The 4473-nt window shown below is 75.3% G+C and carries 4 protein-coding genes and 1 tRNA gene; all 5 read right to left on the bottom strand.

What is annotated here, in order from left to right; translation table 11 throughout:
- Positions 1 to 242: 242 nt before the first annotated feature.
- Positions 243 to 1313: a cation diffusion facilitator family transporter gene (locus ACYVJ4_RS15735; RefSeq protein WP_460461086.1), complete on the bottom strand. Its 1071-nt coding sequence runs from the start codon at positions 1311 to 1313 to the stop codon at positions 243 to 245.
- 75 nt (positions 1314 to 1388) lie between these two features.
- Positions 1389 to 1465: transfer RNA gene (locus tag ACYVJ4_RS15730), tRNA-Thr, on the bottom strand.
- A gap of 68 nt (positions 1466 to 1533) precedes the next feature.
- Positions 1534 to 3075: an alpha/beta hydrolase gene (locus ACYVJ4_RS15725; protein WP_460461085.1), complete on the bottom strand. Its 1542-nt coding sequence runs from the start codon at positions 3073 to 3075 to the stop codon at positions 1534 to 1536.
- A complete protein-coding gene (locus ACYVJ4_RS15720) occupies positions 3072 to 4229 on the bottom strand; it encodes a DNA polymerase III subunit delta' (protein ID WP_460461084.1) in 1158 nt (385 codons plus the stop codon). Before ACYVJ4_RS15720 ends, ACYVJ4_RS15725 begins: the two co-directional genes overlap by 4 nt.
- The coding region (locus ACYVJ4_RS15715) for a hypothetical protein (RefSeq protein ID WP_460461083.1) at positions 4226 to 4473 on the bottom strand (248 nt) is incomplete at its 5' end. The genes ACYVJ4_RS15715 and ACYVJ4_RS15720, both read right to left, overlap by 4 nt.

Below are 4473 nucleotides of genomic sequence, written 5' to 3'. Positions count from 1 at the left end.
GCCGACGGGCGCCTGCGGGGCGGTCGGCTGCGTCGCTGGCGCGGCCGGCTGCTCGGCCGCCGGCGTCGCCGGCTCGTCGCCCGGCTTCGCGGCGGGCTGGGGGGTCGGCCGGGGGGTCGGCTCGGTGGGCTGGTCGCTCATGGCAGGTCTCCTCGGTGGTGGGGCGCTGCCACCACGATCGGCGACCGATCTGGGGCCACGGCCCGAGGAGCCTGTGAATCACCTGGGAACGCGGAGCGCTCTCAGGGGTGCGAGCCGGCCGGGCTGACGTGGATCACGGCCGTGGTCAGGCGCGGCAGCCGCTCGAGCAGGTGCTCCTCGGCGTGGTGCGCGATGTCGTGCGCGTCGTGCACCGCGAGGTCGGGCGGGACGGTGATGTCGGCCTGCGCGTGCAGCGTGTGGCCGATCCAGCGCAGCCGCAGGTCCTGCACGTCGAGCACGCCCTCGACAGTCCCGATGGCGTGCCGCGCCGCGTCGACGAGGTCGGGGTCGACGGCGTCCATCAGCCGGGCACCGACCTGCACGACGGCCGAGCGCAGGACGCCGAGGATCGCCACCGCGATGACCAGCCCGACCACCGGGTCGGCCCAGGGCAGCCCGAGCGCCACCCCGCCCGCGCCCAGGACGACGGCGAGCGAGGTGAACCCGTCGGTGCGCGCGTGCAGGCCGTCGGCCACCAGCGCCGCCGAGCCGATCTGGCGCCCGACGCGGATCCGGTAGCGGGCCACCACCTCGTTGCCCGCGAAGCCGATCACCCCGGCCGCGGCGACCGCCCACAGGTGGTGCACCGAGCGCGGGTGCACCAACCGGTCGACCGCCTCGTACGCCGCCAGCCCGCTCGACAGCGCGATCATCGCCACGACGAACAGGCCGGCAAGGTCCTCGGCCCGGCCGTAGCCGTAGGTGAAACGGTCGTTCGCGGGTCGGCGGGCCAGGCCGAACGCCACCAGCAGCGGGACGGCGGTGAGCGCGTCGGCCACGTTGTGAAGGGTGTCGCCCAGCAGCGCGACCGAACCGGTGAGCACCACCACCACGGCCTGCAGCGCGGCGGTGACCGCGAGCAGGGCCAGGCTCAACCAGAGCGCCCGCCGGCCGCGGGCGTCCGCCTCCAGCGCGGCGTCCACCTGGTCGGCCGCGTCGTGGGAGTGCCCGCCCACCAGCTCGGACGCCGCGTGGCGCAGCCGGGCGAGCAGGCCGGCGTCCGCACCGTGCCCGTGCCCGTGCCCGTGGTCGTGGCCGTGCCCGTGGCCGTGCTCCGGCGCGGGGTCGTCCTGGCCGTGGTCGTGCTGCGACGGCGCCGAGCGGTGGCTCATCCGCGGAGGCTAGAGGACGCCGGGTCCGGACGCACGGACGGCCCCTTCCCCGGGCGGGGAAGGGGCCGTGCGCGGTGGAGCCGCCTAAGGGAATCGAACCCTTGACCTACGCATTACGAGTGCGTCGCTCTGGCCGACTGAGCTAAGGCGGCAGCGCCCCAGCGAAGGGGCACGAGCATCGAGTATAGGGGTCGCGCGACGGTGCTCGGCACGGGACCGCTCAGGTGCAGGTCAGGCCGTCGGCGGGCACGGTGCCGCGCAGCAGGTACCGGTCGACCGCCTTGTCGACGCACCGGCTGCCGCGCATGTAGGCCGTGTGGCCGTCGCCCTGGTAGGTGACGAGGTGGCCGTCGGCGAGCTGGTCGGCCAGGCCCTTCGCCCACGCGTAGGGCGTCGCCGGGTCGCGGGTCGTGCCGACGACGACGATCGGCGGGCTGCCCTCGGCGGTGATCTTCTCCGGCACGTTCTTCGTGCGCACCGGCCAGTACGCGCAGGGCAGCTGGCTCCAGTCGAGGAACGCTCCCCAGGTGGGCGCCGCCTGCTCGTAGGCCTTCAGCGAGCCTTGCACCCCGGCCAGCCCGCCGTCGTCCGGGCGGTCGAGGCAGTTGACGGCGTAGATCACGGTGTTGGAGTTCGAGCTGTAGCGCCCCTCGGTCGAGCGGTCGGCGTACGCGTCGGCCAGCCGCAGCAGGCCCGCGCCGTCGCCGCCGAACGCCTGGTCGAGCGCCTGGCGCAGCACCGGCCAGTAGCCCTGGTCGTACATCGCGACGGCGATGCCCAGCGAACCCCACCCCTCGGTGAGCGGGCGCGCCGCGTCGCCGCTCGGCAGCGGCTGCGCGTCGAGCGAGCTCAGCAGCTGGCCGAGCCGCTGCATGCCGCGGTCGACGTCGCTGCCGAGCGGGCAGTCGCGCTGCTCGACGCAGTCGGCGACGAACGCCCGGGTGGCCTGCTCGAAGCCCTTGGCCTGGCCGAGGTTGACGTCGTCGGCCGACAGCGAGGGGTCGATCGCGCCGTCCAGCACCATCCGGCCGACGTTGCGCGGGAAGAGGCCGGCGTAGGTGGCACCGAGGAAGGTGCCGTACGACTTGCCGAGGTAGAACAGCCGCTTGTCGCCGAGCGCGGCCCGCAGGACGTCGATGTCGCGGGCGGCGCTGACGGTGTCGACGTGCGCCAGCAGCTCGCCGCCGCCGCTCTTGCAGCGCTGGCCGAGCTCCTGGAACAGCCGGACGGTCGACGCCACCTCGGCCGGGTCGTCGGGCGTCGGGTCGGCCGCGAGCAGCTGGTCGGTCTGCTCGTCGGTCAGGCATTTCAGCGGCGCGCTCTCGCCCACGCCGCGCGGGTCGAAGCCGACGACGTCGAAGCTGTTGCGCGACGCGTCGCTGATCACGGCCCGCGCGGCGCGCGCGTAGTCGATCCCGGACCCGCCCGGGCCACCCGGGTTCACGACGAGCGACCCCAGCCGCTGCCCCTGCTTGGCCGCGGGCAGCCGGATGACGGCCAGCTGGATCGTCGCACCGTCGGGCTTCGCGTAGTCGACCGGCACGCTGAGCTTGCTGCACTGGAACGAGCCGCCGCAGCCCGACCACGACAGCTTCTGGCCGTAGTAGGTCTCGAGCCCGGCCGGCACCGGCGCCGGGGCGACCGTCGCGGCGTTCGGCCCCGTACCGGCCTTCGGCGCCGGACCGTCGTCACCGCCCGAGCACGCCGCGAGCAACGCGGCCACCGCCAGCGCCCCCGCCGCCAGCCGGTACCGGCCCCTCACGCGTCGACCCGCAGCTGCAGCGTCATCGCCTCGAGGGCGAGCAGCGGGGCGACGTTGGCCCCGATCCTGTCGCGCGCGTCACGGATGGCGTCCATGCAGCGCACGGCCTGCGACGGCGTCAGGCGCTGGGCCAGCCGCTCGACGTCCGGGCGCATCTCGGCGTTGACCAGCTCGGCCGACGGGTCGGCGTGCAGCACCAGGACGTCGCGGTAGAGCGAGAGCAGGTCGAGCAGCGAGCGGTCGACCATGTCGCGGACGAAGCGCGTGGCGCGCCGCTTCTGGTTCTCGGCCAACGTCTTGAGCTGGCTTCGCACGTGCGGCGGCTGGGTGCGGGACGTCGGGTCGGCGCCGAGCGCGCGCATCAGGTCGGCCTTCTCGGCCTCGTCGCGCGTGGCGGTGCCGGCCTCGGCCTCGGCCTTGGCGGTGTCGAGCAGCGACGCCGCGTGCAGCACCGCCTCGCCGACGCCGTGCAGCTTCAGCGGCACCTGCAGCACCTCGCGACGGCGGATGCGGGCCTGCTCGTCGGTGGCCAGCCGGCGGGCCATCCCGATGTGGCTCTGCGCCGCGCGCGCCGCGAACACCGCCATCTGCGGGTCGACGCCGTCGCGGGCGACCAGCAGGTCGGCCACGGCCTCGGGCGGCGGGGTGCGCAGCCCGACGTGCCGGCACCGGCTGCGGATCGTCACCAGGACGTCGTCGGCGCTCGGGGCGCACAGCAGCCAGACGGTGCGGGCGCTCGGTTCCTCGATCGCCTTGAGCATCGCGTTGCCGGAGAAGTCGTTGAGCCGGTCGGCGTCCTCGACCAGCACCACGCGCCAGCGCCCGACCGACGGCCGGCGCTGGGCGAGGGGCAGCAGCTCGAGCGCCTGCTGGCGGCTGATCACGACACCCTCGGTGCGCAGAGTCGTGACGTCGGCGTGGCTGCCGGTGACGACCGTGTGGCAGGAGTGGCAGGTGCCGCACCCGGCCGGCGACTCGTCGCACAGCAGCGCCGCCGCGAACGCCCGCGCGGCGACCGATCGCCCCGACCCGGGCGGGCCGGTGAACAACCAGGCGTGGGTCATGCCAGAGCCATCGCCGCGCGAGGACGCGACGGCCCGGCGCAGCAGGTCGACCGTGGGCTGCTGCCCGACGACCTCGTCCCAGACGCTCACCGGCGGCTGCCGGGCTCGCCGAGGCCGAAGATCTCGTCGTCGAGCGGCAGCGGGGCGGTCTGGTCGACCGACGGCTGCACCTGGGTCTCGTCGCCCCGCGCCGGGCGCACGGCCGGCAGGGGCTGGGTCTTCGGGTGCTCCGCCGCGACCGGCGCCTGCTGCTGCTCGGCCTGGCGCTCGGCCTGGCGCTCGGCCTGGCGCCGGGCAGCGCGCTCGGCGTGCGCGGCCGCCGCCCGCTCCTCGG

Source organism: Angustibacter peucedani (assembly GCF_054779595.1).
This window is presented reverse-complemented; position numbering and strand designations above follow the sequence as displayed.